At 64.4% G+C, this 16,972-nt stretch carries 16 protein-coding genes; 13 read left to right on the top strand and 3 right to left on the bottom strand.

The features are described from left to right. The first annotated feature begins 7 nt into the window (after window positions 1-7). The 5 genes from ACX5I4_RS06490 (at window position 8) to ACX5I4_RS06470 (ending at window position 4,017) form a co-directional block, all read left to right on the top strand. Window positions 8-472, top strand: a complete 465-nt coding sequence (locus tag ACX5I4_RS06490; RefSeq protein WP_461835953.1) for a hypothetical protein — start codon at window positions 8-10, stop codon at window positions 470-472. Beyond that, window positions 472-1,818, top strand: coding sequence for a patatin-like phospholipase family protein (locus tag ACX5I4_RS06485; RefSeq protein WP_461838666.1), 1,347 nt, complete (start codon window positions 472-474; stop codon window positions 1,816-1,818). The genes ACX5I4_RS06490 and ACX5I4_RS06485 overlap by 1 nt, the downstream gene beginning before the upstream one ends. Before the next feature lie 164 nt (window positions 1,819-1,982). Further along, window positions 1,983-2,885: an FAD-dependent oxidoreductase gene (locus ACX5I4_RS06480; RefSeq protein WP_461835952.1), complete on the top strand. Its 903-nt coding sequence runs from the start codon at window positions 1,983-1,985 to the stop codon at window positions 2,883-2,885. A gap of 134 nt (window positions 2,886-3,019) precedes the next feature. Continuing rightward, complete coding sequence (gene deoC / locus ACX5I4_RS06475) at window positions 3,020-3,724, top strand: deoxyribose-phosphate aldolase (protein ID WP_461835951.1); 705 nt, start codon at window positions 3,020-3,022, stop codon at window positions 3,722-3,724. A gap of 68 nt (window positions 3,725-3,792) precedes the next feature. Beyond that, window positions 3,793-4,017: a hypothetical protein gene (locus ACX5I4_RS06470; RefSeq protein ID WP_268023648.1), complete on the top strand. Its 225-nt coding sequence runs from the start codon at window positions 3,793-3,795 to the stop codon at window positions 4,015-4,017. Window positions 4,018-4,069: 52 nt separating this feature from the next. On the opposite strand, the gene ACX5I4_RS06465 is transcribed toward ACX5I4_RS06470, so the two are convergent. Then, window positions 4,070-5,278, bottom strand: coding sequence for a multidrug effflux MFS transporter (locus ACX5I4_RS06465; RefSeq protein WP_461838665.1), 1,209 nt, complete (start codon window positions 5,276-5,278; stop codon window positions 4,070-4,072). Between the two features lie 180 nt (window positions 5,279-5,458). On the opposite strand from ACX5I4_RS06465, the gene ACX5I4_RS06460 reads away from it, so the two are divergent. From ACX5I4_RS06460 to ACX5I4_RS06440, 5 genes are all read left to right on the top strand, one after another. Then, window positions 5,459-6,358 (top strand): helix-turn-helix transcriptional regulator, encoded by a 900-nt coding sequence (locus ACX5I4_RS06460; RefSeq protein ID WP_461835950.1) that lies wholly within the window; start codon window positions 5,459-5,461, stop codon window positions 6,356-6,358. Between the two features lie 231 nt (window positions 6,359-6,589). Continuing rightward, window positions 6,590-7,045, top strand: a complete 456-nt coding sequence (locus tag ACX5I4_RS06455; RefSeq protein WP_461835949.1) for a hypothetical protein — start codon at window positions 6,590-6,592, stop codon at window positions 7,043-7,045. Between the two features lie 91 nt (window positions 7,046-7,136). Next, complete coding sequence (locus ACX5I4_RS06450; RefSeq protein WP_461835948.1) at window positions 7,137-7,982, top strand: COG1470 family protein; 846 nt, start codon at window positions 7,137-7,139, stop codon at window positions 7,980-7,982. A 1-nt stretch (window position 7,983) separates the two neighbouring features. Beyond that, window positions 7,984-8,508 (top strand): hypothetical protein, encoded by a 525-nt coding sequence (locus ACX5I4_RS06445; RefSeq protein ID WP_461835947.1) that lies wholly within the window; start codon window positions 7,984-7,986, stop codon window positions 8,506-8,508. Next, a complete protein-coding gene (locus ACX5I4_RS06440) occupies window positions 8,505-10,037 on the top strand; it encodes an OmpL47-type beta-barrel domain-containing protein (protein WP_461835946.1) in 1,533 nt (510 codons plus the stop codon). The genes ACX5I4_RS06445 and ACX5I4_RS06440 overlap by 4 nt, the downstream gene beginning before the upstream one ends. 10 nt (window positions 10,038-10,047) lie before the next feature. Here ACX5I4_RS06440 and ACX5I4_RS06435 read toward each other — a convergent pair whose 3' ends face one another. Both ACX5I4_RS06435 and mfd read right to left on the bottom strand, forming a co-directional pair. Continuing rightward, complete coding sequence (locus ACX5I4_RS06435) at window positions 10,048-10,851, bottom strand: metal-dependent hydrolase (protein WP_461835945.1); 804 nt, start codon at window positions 10,849-10,851, stop codon at window positions 10,048-10,050. Between the two features lie 7 nt (window positions 10,852-10,858). Next, window positions 10,859-14,572 (bottom strand): transcription-repair coupling factor, encoded by a 3,714-nt coding sequence (gene mfd / locus ACX5I4_RS06430; protein ID WP_461835944.1) that lies wholly within the window; start codon window positions 14,570-14,572, stop codon window positions 10,859-10,861. 159 nt (window positions 14,573-14,731) lie between these two features. On the opposite strand from mfd, the gene ACX5I4_RS06425 reads away from it, so the two are divergent. The 3 genes from ACX5I4_RS06425 (at window position 14,732) to nhaA (ending at window position 16,941) form a co-directional block, all read left to right on the top strand. After that, entirely contained in the window at window positions 14,732-15,229 is a 498-nt protein-coding gene (locus tag ACX5I4_RS06425) for a DUF2505 domain-containing protein (protein ID WP_345449620.1), read from the top strand. A gap of 1 nt (window position 15,230) precedes the next feature. Continuing rightward, window positions 15,231-15,452, top strand: a complete 222-nt coding sequence (locus ACX5I4_RS06420; RefSeq protein WP_461835943.1) for an SCO4848 family membrane protein — start codon at window positions 15,231-15,233, stop codon at window positions 15,450-15,452. 181 nt (window positions 15,453-15,633) lie between these two features. Next, window positions 15,634-16,941: a Na+/H+ antiporter NhaA gene (gene nhaA, locus ACX5I4_RS06415; protein WP_461835942.1), complete on the top strand. Its 1,308-nt coding sequence runs from the start codon at window positions 15,634-15,636 to the stop codon at window positions 16,939-16,941. Window positions 16,942-16,972 lie beyond the last annotated feature (31 nt).

Here is a 16,972-nt window from a genome sequence, read left to right as displayed (position 1 = left end):
GATTCCCATGAGCACCGCACAGCCGCATCCGCGTCCGCACCCGCGCAAGGAACACGCGCCCGGAGTCCTCAATTGGGCCGCGGCCGATCCGTTGCGCGCCGTCCTGGCCGCCATCGCCATCATCACGGTCTTTTCAGGGGCCGCGCAGATTCCCTTCGGTGCGGCCATTCTGCAACTGATCGGGGCGGAGCCGACGCCCGAGGCACACCAACTCTTCGGCACCGTGGGGATGTTCATGGTGGTGGTCGGAGGACTGCTCCTGCACACCCTGCTCAACCCCGTGGCTTCGCACGAAGTAGTCCTGTGGTCCGGAGTGCAAAAAGCGGGCGCTTTTGCCGCCGTCGGGATCGGAGTACTGAACGGCGTCTTCGCGCCACTGGCGCTGACAGTTGCCTTTTTTGACCTTGCGACGGCGGTGCTCTGCTTCATCTATTGGCGCGGCCTTACTGCCGCGGAAAGGGTTAGTACGTGATGCGCTCCCTGGTGCTGGCCGGAGGCGGCATGCGCGTGGCCTGGCAGGCCGGAGTGGTGCGGGCGCTCGCGGAGGAAGGGCTGACGTTCGGCCATGTAGACGGGACCTCGGGCGGGATCCTGACGGCCGGGATGATGCTCTCCGGGGTGTCCCCGGCGGACATGTGCAGCAACTGGTCCGGCGTCAACGTCAAGGATTTCGGCTCGGCCCTCCCCCCGGGCGACTACCTGAAGGGACCGTGGTCCTTGCCCGCCATTGGCGACGCCGACGGCCTCCTCAACAAGGTGTTCCCGGCGTTGGGGATCGACGCCGCCGAGATCCGTCGCCGCGCGGCGGAACCGGGCGCCGTCGAGGGCTCCTTCAATGTGGTGGAGTTCGTGGAAAAACGCTGCCACCCGATCGATGCGACGGAGATCGATCCGGAGCTCATGGCCGCCGGGATGTCGCTGCCCATCTTCCTGACACCGCTGCGCAGGGACGGCAAGATCTGGACCGATGCCGTGTGGGTGCGGGACGCCAACGTCCAGGAAGCGCTGCGCCGGGGTGCGGACGAAATCTGGCTGATCTGGTGCATCGGGAATTCCCCCTATTGGGGCGACGGCCCGCTGGAGCAGTACGTCCACATGATCGAAATGAGTGCCATGGGCGCGCTCCTTGCGGATTTCGAGGCGGCCAAGGCCACCGGACGCGATTTTGTGCTCCACGTGGTCCGTCCGGAACATCCCCTCCCCCTCGATCCCGAGTTCTATCTGGACCGGATCAACGCGGACACCTTGATCGGCATGGGCTACCGGGACGCACGGAAATACCTGGACTCTATGACCAGCGACGGAGTGGCCAAGGACTCCTCCTGCACAGCAATGATGGAACCTCACGCGGGCGTCCGTTTCAACGACACCCTCCGCGGTGAAGCAGACGGCGAAGCGCTGACGCTGACTGCCACCGTGGTGCTGCCATCCGCCGACGCAGGAGCCGCGCCTCAGGTGTCCGGCTTCCTTGACCACCGGCCGTTCGGAGCCCGGGCGTTCCTCGCGGACGGGCGCATTGAAACCCAGGGGGAAACCGTCAGCTACCGGGCACGCGTGAAGCTCGACGGCGACTGGCGGGACGTGTCGGTGACCCGCACCTTCCACGATGACCCCGGACCCGACGCGTGGTCCGACTCCCGCCGCGCCCGTTTGGTAGTGGAGGGGCGGCTCGATACCGAAGTCCGCATGAGCCTTGGCGACGCCGCAGGGCTGATCGCCTCGGTGGAACCGGTGGGTGCGCACGGCTTCCTTGACCGGGCCGAGGCCGCGGAGACCTTCGTCGCCAATGGGCTCCGGGAGCTCCTGCAGCGGTACTGACTAACAGCACCGTTCCGCCATGTGACACAGCTCATTACCGGTGGGTAACCATCAGGGAACAGGCGACTGCCAAATGGCAACAACGGGGAAACACTACCGAAAAACCCAACGCCTACGCTGGGCACAGGCACGTACCCACAGGTCAACCAGCGAAGGGACCCGCCATGTCCATCACCCCGTCCGCAGACTCCATCCACCTCGTCATCGCAGGAGCCGGCCCCGCAGCCCAGGCCCTCGTCCGTCGTCTGGCAGGGGTCAGCGCAGCTTCGCAACAGCCGGGAACCGCAGCCTTCCACGGCACCATTACCGTCCTCAGCAACCGCGACGATTGCTCCGATGCGCTCCTGGAGCTAGCTGCCCTCCCCCAGGTCTCCGTTCGCTTCGGCCAGGCCGCGAGCTTCATTGACACCCAGGCCCGCACAGTGACCACCACCGAGGGCATGGAGTTCCCGTACGATCAATTGGTTATCGCCACGGGCTCCGCGCCGATGCTTCCGCCGGTCCAGGGCGCTGCGCGCGGCTTGAGCTACTCCACCATTGACGACGCCGAGCAGATCGGCACCGCGGTCAACGACATTACCCGGGTCCTTGGCCGTCGCCCCTTGGGAATCCTGGTGGGCACCGGTCCGGCAGCCGGCCAGGCCGAGGCTGTGCTGAGGGCCCGCGGCGTCAGGCCCATCCGCACCACCTTGCGACCCGCTTCAGTCATGCCTTCCGTTGCCGGTTCAGTGTTCCCGGCCACCGGGATCGTCTTCGAAGACGGCAGCAGCATGAACGGCGATCTTGTGGTGCTCGCCGAGGAACGGCTCCCCCGCAACGAGCTCGCCGAAAGTGCCGGCCTGCAAACAGCTCCCGACGGCGGCATCAGGGTGGGGCGCGACTTCACCACCTCCGTGGCAGGCATCTGGGCGATCGGCGACGCCGCCTCCTGGGACGGCATGCGCTTGGGCCTCGTCTTGTCTTCCGATGCCGCAGCGGCCCATTGCGCCGCCCGGCTTGAAGAGGACGCCAGGTTCCGTGCCCCGAGGCGTCCGCAGCCCGCGCATTCCTCCGTCGCCGCCGCCTGAGGCGGCCCGGCACCCGGTATCCACCCGGTTTCAGGGTGGCCTCCACGGCGGCCGGGCGGTGTGGCAAGATGGTCATTTGACGAGCCGCGACCCTTGCGGCACGAAGCCGCCGGGCCCGCCACGGAAGGACCTCCATGAGCAACGAAGCCTCCACCGCACTGGACAATAGTGCAAGCATCGCTTCATACATCGACCACACTCTTCTCAAGCCGGAGGCCAGCGAGGCCGAAGTGCGCCAGGTCTGTGCGGAGGCAGCCGAGTACAAGTTCAAATCGGTGTGCGTCAATCCGATTTGGGTCAAGACGGTCACGACAGCCCTCAAGGGTTCCGGAGTGCTCACCTGCTCGGTGATCGGGTTCCCGCTGGGTGCCACCCCCAGCGACGTCAAGGCTTTCGAAGCCCGTGGTGCCGTGTTGGACGGTGCGGATGAAATAGACATGGTGATCAACATCGCCGCCGCCCGGGCCGGGGACAAGGGCGCACTGGTGGATGACATCACGGCGGTGGCCGAGGCAGTCCACGCGGGCGGGGCCATCCTGAAGGTCATCATCGAGACCGCACTGCTGAATGACGAGCAGAAGGTCCTCGCTTGCAAGGCCTCCGTGGAAGCCGGCGCGGACTTCGTCAAGACCTCAACCGGATTCAACGGTGGCGGCGCCACGGTGGAAGACGTTGCCCTCATGCGCAAGACAGTAGGCCCGGACCTCGGCGTCAAGGCCTCCGGTGGAGTGCGTTCCCTGGCTGATGCACAGGCTATGATTGCTGCTGGTGCAACACGTATCGGTGCGAGCTCCGGAATTGCCATCGTCAAAGGTGAACAAGGTTCATCCGCTTACTGAATTACCCAGTACTGGGTAGTCCGGCAGCCGCCAAAGTTTTTGAGCCCCCAGGGGCCGAGGAGGAAAGCATGTCCCAGAACGCCAGCAAGCCCATCGAAAAAGAGAACAACCTGGGCCAGAGCATTTTGATCTTCGCGGTCATCATGGTCCTGTTCCTCGGCGCGATGTATTCGCTGTCCTTCCTGACGCTGAGCAACCCGTGGCCCATGGCCGTGTGCCTCGGCCTGTTCGCGCTCGCATTCTGGATTCCGCAGACCATCCTCGGCCGCTCCAACTCGGCCGGCGAAAGCTAAGAAACCAACTGCAAAGCTGTGGCCCCGGACTTTGGTCCGGGGCCACAGCTGTTTAGGTGTGATCAAGCCGGTGCACTACGCGTCCCCTGATCAATCCCAGGCTGAATGCAGCAGCCACAGCCGCGACGAAGACGACGATGCCGAAGGGAACCGGATTGTTGGCGCCCGCGATGCCGACCAGGGGTGCTGCGAGGCCGCCGAAAGCGAACCGGGCCAAGCCCAGGAGCGACGACGCCGTGCCTGCCAGGTCCGGGTAGTCCTTCAGCGCGAGCGACGTGGCTGGCGGGCTGGTTACGGCCACTCCGCTGACCATGGTGAAAAGGGACAGGACGATGGCGATCAAAGGCAGGTGCAGGAGTGCAGTGGCGAGCAGGCCTAGGGCGCCGGAGAGCGTCATGAGCAGGCCCAGGACGAGGGTTGCCTTCTCGGCCCAACGTTCAGCAAGGCGTCCGGCAACGAATCCAAAGACCATGAAGCCCAGGGAGTTCAAGCCGAAGGCGAGCGAGTAGCCCTGCGGGGAGAGCCCGTACATGCCTTGGAGGATGTAGGTTGCCCCGCTCAGGTAGGCGAAAATCGCCGAATACGTGAAGCCGGTGATCAGGACGGCCCCAACGAAAACCCGGTCCGCAAGCAGTCGGCGGAAGTCCTTGACCGTGTGGGCAAGACCCCCTGTGATGCGCCGGCCTGCTGGCAGGGTCTCCCGGAAAACCGCCAAGGAGGCCACTAGGATGGCTACGCCGACGGCCGCGAGAAACAGGAAGACACCCCGCCAGTCTGCGACTGCAGCGAGTTGGCCGCCAATCACCGGGCCGACAATAGCGGCCAGTCCTCCGAGCACCGTGAGGCGTCCGTAGTAGCGGAGCAGCTTGCCGCCCGAATAGACATCCCTGCCAGCGGCTTGCGCAATCACGATGCCCACGGCGCCCGCCAGGCCTTGGACGAACCTCGCGGCAATGAGTGTTTCGACAGTCGGGGCAAGCGCACACAGTGCCGACGTCGCGGTGTAGGCAAGGACGCCAATCAGCAGTGGCGCCCGGCGTCCAAGGCGGTCCGAGAGGGGCCCGGCGACTACCTGGCCTATGGCGAGACCAAGCAAACAAGCGGTAATTGTCAGCTGGGCCACCGACGTCGTGCTTTGAAGCTGGGCCGTGAGGGCTGGAAGGACTGGCAGGTACAGGTCCATGGAAATCGGACCGAAGATGGTGAGCAGACCGAGCACCGCCGCGAGCGGGCGGCCGACGATCTGTACGTGCTCGGGCATCTGGGTGTGGATGACGGTCACGCTGACTCCGTTCTAGTGGTCATGGCTCGGCCCAGGCTGTGGGCGCGCTTATGGTTCGCCTTCAATGGAAGCGAAGGAAACCATCCCTAGCGAGAGCCCTGCTTATCCGGGTTCTGGCAGTACCTCCCTACCGCGCAATGCCCGGTGTAGCGTGAATGAGTGGACAACAGGACGGCAGTGCGAGAATTCCTCGCCTCCAGGCGCGCCAAAATCACTCCGGAAATGGCCGGGCTGACGTTCATAGGGGGCCGACGCCGGGTCCCCGGCTTGCGCCGCGAAGAGGTTGCAATGCTTGCGGGAGTCAGTGTGGACTACTACACGAAGCTTGAGCGCGGGAACCTCGCGGGCACATCCGAAAGCGTCCTCGAATCGATCGCCAGGGCGTTGAAGCTCGACGACGCCGAGCGGGACCACCTCTACAACCTTGCCCGTGCCGCCACCCCGTCCGGCAAGACCCGGCGGCGCCCCCTCCAAAGCGGTACTGTCCGGCCAACCCTCCAATTCATGCTCGACTCGATCACCACGTCGCCGGCCTTCATCGGCAATGGCCACATGGACATAGTCGCGGCCAACCAACTCGGCTTTGCCCTGTATTCGGAGATGTACCGAGGACCAGCACGGCCCGCCAACCATTCCCGGTTCATTTTCCTCGACCCCAAGGCCAGGGATTTCTACCCAAATTGGGAACAGGCAGCCGATACCAACGTGGCGATCCTGCGCACGCAGAGTGGGCGCAATCCGTTTGACAAACGCATTGCCGACCTCGTCGGAGAGCTTTCCGTGCGCAGCGAAGAATTCCGGACCCGCTGGGCCGCCCACAACGTCCGCCGCCACTACGCCGGAGTCAAGTATTTCCACCACCCGGTAGTAGGGGAACTTGAGCTCGCCTACGAATCCATGGACCTTGCCGAAGACCCTGGCTTCAAACTTACGGTCTATCCGGCAGTACCTGGATCCCCGTCCGATGAACGTCTCCGCTTGCTTGCCAGCTGGGCCGCGACCGAGAGAATCCAGGACCTCGCCGGTTCAACCCGGCCACATGGCGTCCGTCAGCCCTGAACACAAACCACGATGCCGCCGAGAGCCGCCCAAGTAGCCGGGCTCCCAAATTGGGCATTTCATGCGCGCGGCGACTCAAAAACAAGTAGTACCACTCGTTGTTAGTTAAACACCCTGCATGCCAACATTTGGTCATCGAATGAATGGGCAGTCCAAGCAGGATTGGTAATTGCGAATTCCTAGCCACTGTTCGCCTGTTCCGGGGAATACCAATTAACAAGGAGTCTCATCATGCGTAAATTGAGCAAAAAAGGAAAGATCTACGCGGCAGCAGCATCAATTGCTCTCGTAGCAGCAAGCGGCGGAGCAGCCTACGCCTACTGGACCACCACCGGTACCGGCTCTGGAACGGCGGCCAACTCGACAGGCGGAGGAACGGTTACCCTGCACGCGACCTTCGCGGCGGGACTGGCCCCCGGCAACTCCACATCTGTCGCATACACGGCGGACAACGGCAGCAACACTGGAACGGTGGTGGGAGCGCTCTCGGCAACCGTATCCACGAGCGACCCCACGCACTGCCTTGCTACCTGGTTCGATGTCACCGCGGTGACGTCGAATTCCGCCGTCACACCGAACTCAACCGGCACCTCGGTTGGTAGCGGAACTCTCACCTTCAAGAATGACGCCGCAAACCAGGACGCTTGCAAGAGCGCCACGGTGACGATCACGGTCGGCAGCGTCTAACCGTCCAGCTGGTGGGCCAGTCATTGGCCCACCAGCTTGTCCCTGTCCGGACACCCTAATATCCACGTACGAAGATCCAGAGGAGGCACAGGTGCCAAGCATTCCGGAGCTATTCCGCTCGCCACTTCGCACCGTCCGTGCGGGAGCCAAAGTTCTCGTGGCAGGCCTTCTTTTGGTGATCTTTACGTCAGGGGTTGTACTCGCCGCCAGCAGTAATGGCAACGGAAACCAAAACACCCCAAAAGGCATCACCCTGCAACTTGCACCTGCCAGCAGGTCCGCCACCCAGGGAACGTCGGCAAGCTACAACGTCGTAGTCCAGCCTTCAGGCGGGTTTTCCGGGAATGTTTCACTGTCGGCCTCGGGGCTGCCGGCGGGCGCCACCGCATCATTTTCGCCCGCAAGCGTCGCCGTCGGGCCCGGCTCAGCGTCGGCAACCCTCGACGTGTCCACTACTTCCGCCACGCCTCTTGGGACCTACTCCCTGAGCCTTAAGGGCACCAGCGGGACGCTACAGTCCGCCGTCGTCGTCGTTTCCCTGACGGTGACCGCGGGTCAGCACCAGCCGTTCACCATCTCAGGCGGCCCCACCGGGCTTCTGGCACCGGGCAACGCCGTGTCGATTAATCTTCAATTGGCGAACCCGGGAAATTCCAGCCTCAATGTCACGGGCCTTACAGTTTCCATTACGGGAGTCACCCGGACTGCCCAGGCTGTGGCGAAGAACCTGCCATGCACTCCTTCGGACTATGCGGTGACACAATTCAGCGGCAGCTATCCGTTCAGTGCTCCGCCGGGCAATTCCTCGCTCTCGGGGAGTGGAATTCCGGCGGCCCAATGGCCGCAGATAAAAATGCTGAATAGCTCGCTCAACCAGGACGGCTGCAAAGGCGCCACCCTCCAGCTTTCCTACTCCGGAACGGGACAAGGTAACTGAAATGCGGGCAACTGTAATGAAAGCGAACAGGTGGATGAAGGCCGGCTCCTTGGCCGCAGCCAAAGCGGCCGTAACGGCCGTCCTGCTGAGCCTGGTCCTTGGTGTTGGAACGGCCTACGCCTACTGGGCCACCATCGGCGTAGGCAGCGGCGCAGCAACCAACGGGACCATGCAGACTGTCACCGTGGACGCCCTCGTGGCCGGGGACTCTCCCGCAACCACGCTCGTTCCCGGAGGTAGCGCCGACGTGATCGTCCGGGCAAGTAATCCAAATGCCTTCGCGGTCCAGGTGTACAGTTTCACTTCCAACGGAGCCGCCACGGCGGACGCATCCCACCCGCTGTGCACCACCACAGGCGTGACGTTCAACGCCCCGGCCGCTCCTTTGACGCCAACAGTGTCCATACCGGCCAATTCCTCTGTCCTGATCACCCTGCCCGGGGCCGCATCAATGTCGACGGCCTCACAATCCAGTTGCCAAGGCGCTGTATTCCACCTTCCAGTGACAATGGCGGTCCGCAAATGAACAAGCCCCAGCACGCTGCAAGCCACGGACACAAGCGGGCGTTCCGCAGTCGCGTGATGTGGACGCTCCTGGCTGTGCTTTTCATCTCCTGGGGCGGGCCGGCAGCCAACGCCTTCTGGCAATCGCTGAGCAGCAGCAATTTCGGGGCGGCCAAGGCTGACACCATGCCGCAAGGCAATACTCCTGCCGCGTCGTTGAGCGGCACAAATGTCGCGGTCAACTGGGCGGCCGTCAACACACCAGGCGGACGCGCAGTAGCGGGCTACACCATCGCCCGCTACTCCTCTTCTTCGGGTGGCACCAGAGTGGCCGCGGGAGGCGGCTGCGCCGGGACGGTGTCCGGACTCAGCTGCACAGAGCAAAGCGTGCCTGACGGAACGTGGTACTACGCGGTCACACCCGTTATCTCCCTGTGGACAGGTACGGAAAGCGCACGGAGCGCAGCCGTATCCATCGATACCACCCCGCCCACCATCAGCGTCACCTCGATTTCCCCGACGCCGAATGGCGCAGGTTTCAACAACACCAGTCCGGTGACCGTGAACGTCAGCGCGGTGGACAGCACAGGCGGCTCCGGCGTCGCGAGCATCAGATACACGCTCGACGGCGGCAGCACGGTGACCGTCAACGCGGCCACAGCGGCAGTGAATGTCAGCGGGAACGGTACCCACACGGTGTCTTACTTCGCCACGGACGCCGCAGGGAACGCCAGCACTCCCCAGGCTCAAACGGTCAAGATCGATACCGTGGCGCCGGGTTCTCCAGCGATCTCCGCACCGGCCTGGGTGAACAACGCGAACAAGAGCAATGTTCCCGTCACCGGAACGGCAGAGGCCGGGGCCTCAGTAGTTCTCACCGTCACGGACGGAGTGCCGGTAGACACTGCCACACAGACCGTGATCGCCGACGGATCCGGCGTCTGGAGCACCAGCGGCCTAAGTCTCATAAGTCTCAACGACGGAGCCATCTCGTACAGCGCCGTGGCCAAGGACGCTGCCGGCAACACGAGCCAGGCAACCACCATCACCTTGTCCAAGGACACTGTGGCTCCCACGGTTTCGTCCATCACCATGGCCAACAACGGCGGCGGCGGCAATGCAGGACGCGCAAGCAGTGGCGACACGCTGACGCTCGTTTACTCGGGCGACATGAACGCGAGCACCCTCTGCAGCAGCTGGAACAACACATCGGCCAGTCAAACAGCGTCGGCAACTGTCAGCATCAGCGCCGTCAATGACACACTGACACTGACGAGCGGAAGCTGCACGGCACCCGCATTCGGAAGCGTTCTCCTCAACGGGGACTACAACACCCACGCCAGCCAGGCCCGGACGTACTCAGCTACCATGACCTGGACGAAATCCACAGGGACGCTCGTGATCACGCTGAACGACGGCGGCACGAACGGAACCCGCGGGGACAACGTCCTGCCCAGCAAGCCGGTTTACACTCCACCGGCAGGCGCAGCGGACATTGCAGGCAACCCCATGACAGGTACCTTCACTGCTGGCACCGCCACCGGATTCTAGGAATCCACCGTCAGCCGCCCAGGCCCAGCATCAGGGCTTGGACGGCTGGCCACTGGTTACGGACCAGTGTCCAGGCCGCCAAGCCTAGTCCCACCATGGCGTAACCGCTCACCGGAATCAGGACCAGCCATTCCCGCCGCGAACCGGCTTTGCCAAGAAGGGGAATGGAGAATGCACCATTGGCCCGCCAGATCCCGCTGACCAAGGGGAGTTTGCGCCAGAACTTCGGCGGCTTGATGACGATCGGCCACAGTAGTGGCACTCCCCCTGTGGTGATCATGTCGCCCACAATGTGGACCACCACCCCGGCGAGCATGGACAAGGGTAGCCAGCTCCACTGGTGCGGAGCGAACCACGTGACCAGCCCAGCCATGGCAAGGGCGAACACCCAGTTGGCGATCCAGCCGGAATTCGGGAACAGCTTGAGGGCCTTGGCGGCAAGGTTGATCATGAACATGCACAGCAGCCCGGCACCCACGGATAACCGGCCTACCGGGGTATCCAGCTGGAACTGGGCAGCCATGGCCGCGAGCACCACAAAAGCCGAGGCGCCCAACAGGGAATGAGTTCCTTGCCGGTGTCCGCCGCTGGCCTTCTCAATCCCAACGGCGATCACGTTCGACAAGGGCGGCAGCGAGTGGGCGATGGTGCTCGAACGGTGGTCCCAATCGCACACCAAAGCAGTCCCCGCCGTCGTCATCGCTCCGATGAGGATTCCGGTGGCGTCCAGCGGGTACCAGCCCAAGGCGTAGGGGCCAGTTGACGCAATAGCTATCCACGCCGCGGCCCCGGACGCGGCGTGGTGTCCTCCCATCACCGCTTTAGCCTCCGGTCTGCGAAGCGGAGGAAGCGGGCGAAACCGCGAAGATGGCTTCGATCACCGTGTTGGCCCACTCCAGGATCTCGGCGTCCTGCAGGTCCCGGCCGCCGATCCGCGCCGTCTTCGGCTTGGGGATCAGCACGGCGTCGAGCGCCGGCTTGGTCTGCGAACCCGGGTACATGCGGTTCAGGCGCATGACTTTGGACTCGGGCAGCTGGGCGGGCGAGAAGCGGATGAAGTTGCCCTGGAGCGCGACGTCGGACAGCCCGGCTTCGCGGGCACCCACCCGGAAGCGGGCGACGGCGATCAGGTTCTTCGCGGGCAGCGGCGGCTCACCGTAACGGTCCACGAGTTCGGCCAGGACCTCGTCGATGGCTTCGTTGGTGATGGCCGCAGCCAGTTTCCGATACGCCTCCAGGCGCAGGCGTTCACCAGGCACATAGTCGTGCGGCAAGTGGGCATTGACGGGCAACTCGATCTTCATGTCGGCGGCCTTCTCTTCGGCCTCGCCACGGTATTCGGCCACTGCTTCACCCACCAGGCGGATGTAGAGATCGAAGCCAACGCCCTGGATGTGCCCGGATTGTTCCCCGCCCAGCAAGTTGCCGGCGCCGCGGATTTCGAGGTCCTTCATGGCCAACTGCATGCCCGCGCCGAGCTCGTTGTGGGCCGCAACGGCTTTGAGCCGTTCGAGCGCCACTTCGCCCAACGGCTTCTCCGAGGGGTACAGGAAGTAGGCGTAGGCACGTTCGCGGCCACGGCCCACACGGCCACGCAACTGATGGAGTTGGGAGAGGCCGTACTTGTCCGCCCCGTCCACAATCAGCGTGTTGGCATTGGAAATATCCAGGCCGGTCTCAATGATCGTGGTGCAGACCAGGACGTCGAAGCGCTTCTCCCAGAAGTCCACGATGATCTTTTCCAAGCGACTCTCGGACATTTGCCCATGAGCCACCTCAACGCGTGCTTCCGGAACGAGCTCCCGGATCTGCGCGGCGATGCGCTCAATCGAAGACACGCGGTTGTGGACGAAGAACACCTGCCCTTCGCGCATGAGCTCACGCCGGATCGCCGCGGAGGTCTGCTTGTTGGTGAACGGCCCCACGTACGTTAGAACCGGATGCCGCTCTTCCGGAGGCGTGGCCAGCGTGGACGTTTCGCGGATGCCCGTGAGGGACATCTCGAGCGTACGCGGGATCGGCGTCGCACTCATGGCGAGGACGTCCACGTTGGTGCGCATCTTCTTGAGGGCTTCCTTGTGCTCCACACCGAAGCGCTGCTCCTCATCGACGATCACCAAGCCAAGGTCCTTGAACTCGAAGTCCTTGGAAAGCAGGCGGTGCGTGCCAATGACCACATCCACGGAGCCGTTCTTGACTCCCTCCATGGTTTCCTTGGCTTCCTTCGGACCTTGGAACCGGGACAGCGGCTTGACGCGCAGGGGGAACCCGGAGAACCGCTCGGTGAAGGTTTCATAGTGCTGCTGGGCGAGCAATGTGGTGGGAACAAGGACCGCCACCTGCTTGCCGTCCTGCACGGCCTTGAACGCGGCACGCACGGCGATCTCGGTCTTTCCGTACCCGACATCGCCCGAGACCAGCCGGTCCATGGGTATCTCGCGTTCCATGTCGGCCTTGACCTCGTTGATGGTGGTCAGCTGGTCCGGCGTCTCCACGTACGGGAAAGCTTCCTCGAGCTCGCGCTGCCACGGGGTGTCCGGAGCGAAGGCATGTCCGCGCGACGCCATGCGTGCCGAGTACAGCCGGATGAGCTCCCCCGCGATTTCCTTGACAGCCTTGCGGGCCTTGGACTTGGTGCTCGCCCAGTCCGCCCCGCCCATCTTGCTCAACGACGGCGTATCTCCCCCGACGTACCGGGTCACCTGGTCCAGCTGGTCCGTGGGGACGAAAAGCCGGTCGCCGGGGGCGCCGCGCTTGGACGCCGCGTACTCGAGCACGAGGTACTCGCGCAGGCCGGCATCTCCCCCTGACGGACCGGCCGAGGAGCCAGCCACCTTGCGCTGGATCAGCTCCACGAACTTCCCGATTCCGTGCTGTTCGTGCACCACGAAATCACCGGCGTGCAACTGGAGGGGGTCGACGGCGTTGCGACGCTTGGAGGGCATGCGTCGCATGTCCTTCGTGGACCCGGCCGAGGTGCGGCCCAGGAGGTCCGCTTCCGTGAGCAGTCCCAGTTTGAGGCCGTCCAGGACAAACCCGCGTCCGACGGCGGCGGTGGTCACCTCGATGATGCCGGCCTGGGGTTCGTGGGCCAGGGATTCGACGCGGGAACACGGGATGTCGGCGTCATGGAACAACTCGGCGAGACGCTGGGCCGGTCCGGGCCCGTCCGTGGCCACCACAATGCGCCACTGGTCGCGCACGTGGGAACCGATGAATTCGAGCATCTCCGCGACGTCGCCCTGGTAGCCGCGCGGTTCGCGGGCGTGCAGGTTCAGGACGTCAATGTCGAGAACCAACTCTTCGTCCGTCGCCAAAGACGTGATGGACCACCAGGAGACACCATGGGCCAGGGCCGCGCTCCGGGTGTCCGTCAAAGATTGGAAGCTGGCCGCGTGCAGGTCGGTGGCGGCTTGGGAACCCAAGTCCAAAGGCGCCCTCCCGCCGTCGGACGCTGTGGACCATGCCGCCTCAAGGAACTCCTCGTTGGTGGCCGCGAGGTCGTGCGCGCGGGTGCGGACTTTCTCCGGTTCGATGACCACACCGATCGAACCGGCGGGCAACTGGTCCACGAAAGGCACCATGGCGTCCACCAGGACTGGAGCGAGGGACTCCATGCCCTCGACAGCGATGCCGCCTGCGATCTTTTCCAGCATGTCCGCGGCGGCAGGCATGTCCACCTTAAGCTTGGCGGCCCGGGACATGACCGACGGCGTGATGAGGATTTCCCGGCAGGGTGGGGCGTGCAGTTCGGTAGGGTGGTGCACGGCCGGACCGGAGAGCGAACGCTGGTCAGCCACCGCGAACCAGCGCATTTGGTCCACCTCGTCGCCGAAGAATTCCACCCTGATGGGGTGGTCCTCGGTGGGTGGGAAGACGTCCAAAATACCGCCCCTGACGGCAAATTCGCCCCGGTGGGTAACCATGTCCACGCGCGAGTAGGCAGCGTCGGCAAGGCGGCGTACGACGTCGCTGAAGGGCATTTCCTGCCCTACCTTCAACGTCACGGGGACCAGTTCTCCCAGGCCCGCCACGAGCGGCTGGACCACAGCGCGAACCGGGGCCACGACCACCCGCAGGGGACCCGCCGTCGAACTCTCCGGGTGGGCCAGGCGGCGCAGGACTGAGAGCCTGCGGCCCACCGTGTCCGAGCGCGGAGAGAGCCTTTCGTGCGGCAGCGTCTCCCAGCTGGGAAAGGCCGCCACCGAATCAGCTGGAAGATAGGACGCCAATGCCGCTGTCAGGTCTTCTGCTTCGCGGCCCGTGGCCGTCACGGCCAAAACCACCGCAGTGTCTTCACTATTTTGGGAGGCGAGGCCATCGGCCATTTCCGCCAACAGCGCCGCCCTCAAACCTGCCGGGGCGCTGATCTGGTAGTCGCTGCTGCGCTCGCTAAACGCGCGTGCCGCCTCGGGCCTGACCCGCGCGAACGTCCGGTCCTCGCCCAGGGCACGCCGCAATCCGTCAAGTGACGCGACAGCGCCAGGGTGGCTGATTCCGGAGTTGACCGCTGACGGCTGGCCTTTGGAACTCATGGATGGCACTCCTCGGAAGAGGTAAGTCGGATGGGGGAAGGCAACACGAAAACCCGAAATTCTCTCGAATCCCGGGGCGTTCCTAGCCTACCCCGCCAACACCGTAGGATGTTTGGGAGCCGCAAGAGCTTTCAACCGAGATATTCACGGAGGACCCCCATGGCCCTGAACGCATCCACCACCCTGCCCTACGGCGTCGACCGCGTAGCCGCTACTTTCATTGACGAAGACTTCCTGCGCCACACGAGCGAGTATGTCGGCGGCACTTTGGAATCATTCCAGATCGACGGCGACACCTCCGGAGCATTCACCACCATCACGGTCCGCACCCTGCCCACCACGCGCCTCCCGGAGATCGCCCGCAAGTTCGTGGGCGAGAAGCTCACCGTCACCCAGACCGAGAAGTGGGACGCCCCGACGGCCGACGGCTCCCGGACCAGCAACATCTCCCTGAAGATCTCCGGCGCCCCGCTGGATGTCACCGCAGCGCAGCGCCTGGTGGCCGACGGCGGCAACACGCGCGTCGAGCTCGAAGGTGCCGTCACGTCGTCGGTTCCGTTCCTCGGCGGCAAGATCGCGGACGCAGCCGAACCGATGGTGGGCAAGGCGTTGAACATCCAGTCCCAGCAGGCCCAGGCCTGGCTCGAAAGCCACTAGCGTGAAGCTGGCAGCCGGGCTGTCGATTGTGCTGATCGTAGCGGGGGCATGGTCACTGATTGTTTGGCCGCAGTTCCTGCGCCGCGTCATGTCGGACGCCCGTGCCCGCGACGCCAACGGGAAGGCCACGAAGTTCCTGACGGTCCACGTCGTGTTGGTCACCATCTCCATGGTGCTCGGACTCGCGACGGCGGTCATCGGCGTCGCGGGGCTGCTCGCCTAACGCCCCTTCCGAGCCCAACTAGCTCGCATTTGTTGTCGTTTTGAGGGCTCATAACGACAACAACTGCGAGTCAGTTGGGCGCCTCGGCGGAGTTGGGCGCCTCGGCTAAAATTGATCACAGGTGCGCCGGGAAGTCTGGTCGGCAACAGTTTTGTCGACCCCAAGCTTCCCAAGGAGCCACATGGCGAACCGCCCGTACCCCGGTGCCCCTTCCAGGGTTTTCAGCCGCTCCAGCTTCCCCGAGTACCAACGGATCCTGGCCATCCTTCGCACCGAAACCGTTGGTGGTGCGCTCCTGCTCGCCGCCACGGTGGCCGCCCTGGTCTGGGCCAACTCACCGCTTGCCAATGGCTACTTTGCCCTGCGCGATGTCAAGATCGGCTACGCCCCGTGGCACCTGGAACTGAGCCTGGGCCACTGGGCGTCGGACGGGCTCCTGGCCGTGTTCTTCTTCATCGCCGGGCTGGAACTGAAGCGCGAATTCGTGGCAGGGGAATTGCGAAAGCCTGCAAAAGCGATCGTCCCGGTAGCGGCAGCGGTGGGCGGAGTGGCCCTTCCCGCGCTCATTTACGTGGTCCTCAATCTAGGCTCCGGCGCGGAAACGCTCAATGGCTGGGCGATCCCCACGGCCACGGACATCGCCTTCGCCTTGGCCGTCCTCGCCGTCATCAATACGCATCTGCCAGCGGCCTTGCGCACTTTCCTGCTGACGCTGGCCGTGGTGGATGACTTGATCGCCATCGGCATCATCGCGTTCTTCTATTCGAGTGGCCTCGAGCCGCTCATGCTGCTGGCGGCCGCCGTGCCGCTTGCCCTCTTTGCCTTCCTGGTCCAGAAGCGCGTCCACAGCTGGTACCTGCTGCTCCCCCTTGCTGCGGCCACCTGGGCCTTCGTCCATGCATCAGGCATCCACGCGACCGTGGCCGGGGTCCTGCTCGCCTTCGCCGTGCCCGTGGTGGCCTCGGGAAAGAAAGGCGAGCCCGCAGCCGGACTCGCGGAAAGCTTCGAACACCGGCTGCGTCCTTTGTCGGCTGGCTTTGCCGTGCCCGTGTTCGCTTTCTTCTCCGCCGGCGTGGCGTTAGGCGGCGGCGAGGGACTGGGCGCTGCCTTGCGGGATCCGGTGGCTGTGGGCATCGTGCTCGCCCTGGTGGTGGGCAAGACGGCGGGCGTCTTCGGCACCACGTTCCTCATCACCAAGACCACTCGCGCGCGCCTCGACGACGGCCTCGCGTGGATCGACGTCGCAGGACTGGCCATGCTGGCGGGTGTCGGCTTCACTGTTTCCCTCTTGATCGCCGAGCTAGGCTTTGGCACCGGTTCGCCCCACGATGACCACGCGAAAGTGGCCATCCTGGCCGGTTCCCTAGCCGCTGCGGTGCTTGCCGCCGTCGTACTCAAAGCCCGTAACGGGCACTACCGGCGCGTGGCACGGGAGGAGCAAAGGGACGACGACGGCGACGGCGTGCCTGACGTTTTTGCCCGCGCCTAAGATAGGTCCCGTGTTCGCCCGGGGCCAGTCG

The organism is Arthrobacter sp. MMS24-S77, from assembly GCF_054888235.1.
This window is presented reverse-complemented; position numbering and strand designations above follow the sequence as displayed.